Origin of the sequence: Zavarzinella formosa DSM 19928 (assembly GCF_000255705.1) — a bacterium.
GTDB lineage: Bacteria > Planctomycetota > Planctomycetia > Gemmatales > Gemmataceae > Zavarzinella > Zavarzinella formosa.
Genome location: NZ_JH636439.1, coordinates 2,066,727 through 2,070,479, shown reverse-complemented (window position 1 = coordinate 2,070,479; position 3,753 = coordinate 2,066,727). Strand labels below are relative to the sequence as shown.

Sequence of the window (3,753 nt, the reverse complement as noted above, 5' to 3'; positions counted from 1 at the left end):
AGATTTATCAGGCCGCCTCGACGGCGGAGGCGGAGCAGGCACTGGATGAGTTCGAGCAAACGTGGGGCGGCAAATATCCGACCATCGGAAGGCAATGGCGGCTGCACTGGAACGACATCATCGCCATGTTCGAGTTCCCTCCCGCGATCCGCAAGGCGATTTACACGACGAATGCGATTGAGTCGGTGAACAGCGTGATCCGGAAGTTCACGCGGAACCGGAAGCAGTACCCGAACGCGGAGTCGGCGCTGAAACTGGTTTACCTGGCGATCCATGAGGCATCGAAGAAGTGGACGATGCCCATCGTTGGCTGGAAGGCAGCCTTGAACCACTTCGCCGTGATGTTTGAAGGCCGGATGCCCAAGGCCACCGGCCAGTGACTGCAACTACCGTTCCCTACAACCCTGACACAAAAGAAATTACAGGCCCTCGCCAGTGCCTCCAGACGAAGAAGATGATTCGCCTCCGTCGTCGTATCGGGAGCAGGTCAGGGCGAGGCCGGTGCAGCGGTCGTTGTTTTAGAATAGGCCAAACCGTCCTACCGATGTGTCCGAACGAAATGAACAGTGAAGTGTCCCGCGGTTCGTGTACTCGTAGTTTCCGATGACTCATTCATCCCCGACGTGCTTCACAGTACGCGGGAGCACTTTTCTGTTGAGTAGTTAGCTGTGCTTCAATGCCCCAAGCTGAATCAAATCCTGCACTCCGGATCGAGCATCAATCTGGATTTTAGTCAGATCGGCGGCGCACGCATTAAAGCGGCGGTCGTGAGCGGAACGGTCGCCGAGTGCCTTTACAGCTTCAAGGGCGTTTTTCGTATTCCTGCCAATATTGATGCCTTTATGAGGTTGTTTTCCGGTCGCCCGGTCAACCAGTCCCGCGAGCATATGCACGTTTCCACCGCCCGCTTCGATCTCATCCTTGCGGCCTAGATGTTCGTAAACTTCAATAATCAACGTCTCAAATAGCCGCCGAAGCATTACCAGAGCCGCGTCATAATACCCCGCACGAAAACAACCATTGAGTTGCTTTGACACGGCCTCAATGTAACCGCGTGTCTTGATCCAGACTGCCTCGGGCAAATAACCTTCAGCGTGATTCATCACCGGCTGCATGCCTTCAATGTTCTCAGGCAGCCAGCCCTGGATGAGCTTGCGTGACCCCGGCTTCAGCACAAATCCGCTCTTCGATTTGTTGGCAAGTTTGGTTTGTTGAATTGCATCGGCCAACTGAGTGGAGTTTGGCGTGCCAACGTGATGGTCAACCATGATCTTTGCCAAGCCTCCCGACGACATGCAGGCGTCGGGAGATTTGTGATCGTGATACCAAAGTAAGGCGAGCGCTTTCTCGGCGTTAGTTTTTTTAAGTCCAATGACGATTTCACAAAAATCTTCCAGCGACAAATGCATGGCTACTTTGCCCCATTCCCGTTGCTTGCTCGAGGCATTTCGTGCTCCACGAGATTATCTCCTTCAGTGGTTACTCGCAGGCTTGAAATATCGGAAAAATTTAGCCAATTCTTTTTGGTCTTCATGTTGCGGATCGTGCCTCGAATATCGGCTGGCAGCGGTTTGCCGACGTGCTTGTACGCGGTCAAAATGTGTGACGGCCCATATGCGGACAGTTCCAGCACATGTTGCAAATAGTGCGACAAAACCAGAATTTGCTCCATGTCAGTCGAGGGTGCCTTTTCCGTAAAAAAGAGCTTAAGAGCCGCCTTTCCTTTGGGCATGAAGTCGAGGTCTGGAACTTGGTTAATTCCTGCATTCCGGTCAGACTTCGTCCCATTTCCTCGCTTTCGACGTGGCGTCTCAGTGGAATCGGCTTGTGGAACAATCACTTCGCCCTCTTCCGCATCCGTCGCTTGGTCAATTCCGTCGAAAAGAGTCCGCTCGGGTGCCGGAGCACTAACCGCGCCATCTTCCAGCGAAGCCACGACTCGCTTTGGCGCTATTGCCACCTGGCTCGGTCTGGCCAACATCGGCGCGACCGCGCGCAACAGCTCTTGGAGAGTCTGGTTGTTTCCTTCCACCTCCGCAATGATGAAGCGGACCTTCCCTCGTTCGGAGCTATGTTCCTGTTCATTGCCACGACGTGCCATAACAATCTCCGCGTGCGATTTTCTTCCCTCGCCCGGTGAGCCGCAGGGCGTTTTGAAGCTCGGGCCACTTTTGTTGGATGCACAAGTGTTCGTAAAAGTGGTTCTTGCGAGGTTGCCTTCAATTCAGCTTAGGTGTTTTTTTGTCCACGCCCATCCCAAGATGGACAAGGCCAAGCTGTTGCGGTTCGTTTTGACTTGCGAATATTGATTCCTGCGCTGTTTGATTCAAAACAACGTCGGCTGGGCAGCCTGCTCCCTGAGCTTTGCCCGGATCACCGACAGTTCAACTTTCTCGGTTTCTGAATGCCCTTTCTTCTCCGCGATTCGGTCGAGCAGTTCCCGGATGCCCGCCCGCTTGGCGTCTGCCTCGGTTTCGTAAGGTTTGGCTGACCAGACGCTCGGGGCATAGCTGAAGCCAGATATGCAGGTTGCAAGCCGGGTGCAGAAGACCCACACATTCTCCCTGACTTTGCAGAGGCCAACGGTTGCCGTCGCTTTCCCGCAACGGGCGACAACCTCCTCCTCACGAGGGCAGAAGATGCCCGAGGCGTTGACGTGGCACTCGGCTCCCCAAGCCAGTTTGGCGATCTCCAGAGTTCGCGGGTCGCGCCGCCAGTTGGGGTCGGCGTCCTTGATGGCTTGGATGCGGGCGGGGATGTCCATCACGTCCCCGTTCTTTCGCGGAGCCGTTTCACCAGCTTTACAGACGGTTTCAGTCTTCCGGCATGGGATTCCGAGGCAAGATATTCTTCAAGGGTCATGTCTCCTTTACGGAAATTGCATTCCTTGTGAGCCGCCCGAAGATTGCCCATCGAATGATTACCTCCCTTGGACTTAGGGATCACATGGTCGATGGAGGCGTCGTCCGGCTGGATCGGCTGGCCGCACAGGTAGCAAACGAACTTATCCCGTTCCAAAACCCGCTGTCTCTTGGATTCTTGTTGAGGTGGTCCTTTTGCTCTTTTGGCTGCTTTTTGATCGGATCGTGCCGGAACTGGCACCACACGCATTTGAGTCTTGAGCAGGTACTCGCGAATTCCGATGCTGAGCAGAGTCTGGAGTTCGTAATGCGGGATGACTGCAATTTTCGGGCACCACGACGCTTGCTCGCAAATTTTGTCCAATGCCGCGCGCAGGGCGTCGTCTTCCAAATTCGCCGGGACTTCGGGCGAGGCGATCATGCTTTCGCACCTTGCCGCAACCACTCCCGCACCTTCACCGGCACCTCGGCCTTCCCCGCCAACCACCTGCGGATCGTCCTCGGCTCCCTCACGAGGTCACGGGCCAGCTTTGTCTGCCAGCCCGTTTTCCCATAGATGGTTTCGCAGAGGGCGGTCAGTTCTTCCGGGGTCATGCCGGCTCAAGTTCGGCGATCAGGGTGCGGTGCTTCTGGAGATTGTTCTCCGCTTCGGCGGCTTGCTTCTTCGCCGCTTCAAGCTTTTGATTGCGGTCGAACGCGCTGATTGCGGCTGGCACGGCTATCCCGTGCTGCTGGCACTTGTCAAGGATGTATCCAAGTCCATGAGGCCGGGCGGGATCGAATTTACTGAAGTAGTCTGCGCACCACTTCTCGACGAACACTTGAGCTTCCTCACGCGACTCGAAAAGTTCGATCCGTATCCAGCTTCCGCTCCCATCGCGGTAGTCGTTGA

General features: G+C 55.4%; 7 protein-coding genes. 1 reads left to right on the top strand and 6 read right to left on the bottom strand.

Annotated elements, in window-relative coordinates; all coding sequences use genetic code 11:
- Positions 1-380: IS256 family transposase (locus BGIM_RS49590; RefSeq protein WP_020469618.1), on the top strand; the 380-nt coding region annotated here is incomplete at its 5' end.
- Positions 381-662: 282 nt separating this feature from the next.
- On the opposite strand, the gene BGIM_RS61215 is transcribed toward BGIM_RS49590, so the two are convergent.
- The 6 genes from BGIM_RS61215 to BGIM_RS0109825 all read right to left on the bottom strand — a co-directional run.
- Positions 663-1,409 (bottom strand): DUF4145 domain-containing protein, encoded by a 747-nt coding sequence (locus tag BGIM_RS61215; protein ID WP_020469617.1) that lies wholly within the window; start codon positions 1,407-1,409, stop codon positions 663-665.
- Positions 1,410-1,411: 2 nt separating this feature from the next.
- The gene (locus BGIM_RS0109845; protein ID WP_020469616.1) at positions 1,412-2,101 is read right to left on the bottom strand and encodes a hypothetical protein; all 690 of its coding nucleotides are present in this window, start codon (positions 2,099-2,101) and stop codon (positions 1,412-1,414) included.
- A gap of 225 nt (positions 2,102-2,326) precedes the next feature.
- Positions 2,327-2,764 (bottom strand): hypothetical protein, encoded by a 438-nt coding sequence (locus BGIM_RS0109840; protein WP_020469615.1) that lies wholly within the window; start codon positions 2,762-2,764, stop codon positions 2,327-2,329.
- A complete protein-coding gene (locus BGIM_RS57225) occupies positions 2,764-3,282 on the bottom strand; it encodes an HNH endonuclease (RefSeq protein ID WP_020469614.1) in 519 nt (172 codons plus the stop codon). Before BGIM_RS57225 ends, BGIM_RS0109840 begins: the two co-directional genes overlap by 1 nt.
- Positions 3,279-3,455 carry a hypothetical protein gene (locus tag BGIM_RS65535; RefSeq protein WP_020469613.1) on the bottom strand — a complete coding sequence of 59 codons (177 nt, stop codon included), beginning with the start codon at positions 3,453-3,455 and terminating at the stop codon, positions 3,279-3,281. Before BGIM_RS65535 ends, BGIM_RS57225 begins: the two co-directional genes overlap by 4 nt.
- Positions 3,452-3,753: hypothetical protein (locus BGIM_RS0109825; protein ID WP_238537568.1), on the bottom strand; the 302-nt coding region annotated here is incomplete at its 5' end. The genes BGIM_RS65535 and BGIM_RS0109825, both read right to left, overlap by 4 nt.

Coding starts and splice junctions, on each gene's coding strand:
- BGIM_RS65535 (WP_020469613.1), bottom strand. CDS start 3,455: ATGACCCCGGAAGAACTGACCGCCCTCTGCGAAACCATCTATGGGAAA.
- BGIM_RS0109845 (WP_020469616.1), bottom strand. CDS start 2,101: ATGGCACGTCGTGGCAATGAACAGGAACATAGCTCCGAACGAGGGAAG.
- BGIM_RS61215 (WP_020469617.1), bottom strand. CDS start 1,409: ATGCATTTGTCGCTGGAAGATTTTTGTGAAATCGTCATTGGACTTAAA.
- BGIM_RS0109840 (WP_020469615.1), bottom strand. CDS start 2,764: ATGGACATCCCCGCCCGCATCCAAGCCATCAAGGACGCCGACCCCAAC.
- BGIM_RS57225 (WP_020469614.1), bottom strand. CDS start 3,282: ATGATCGCCTCGCCCGAAGTCCCGGCGAATTTGGAAGACGACGCCCTG.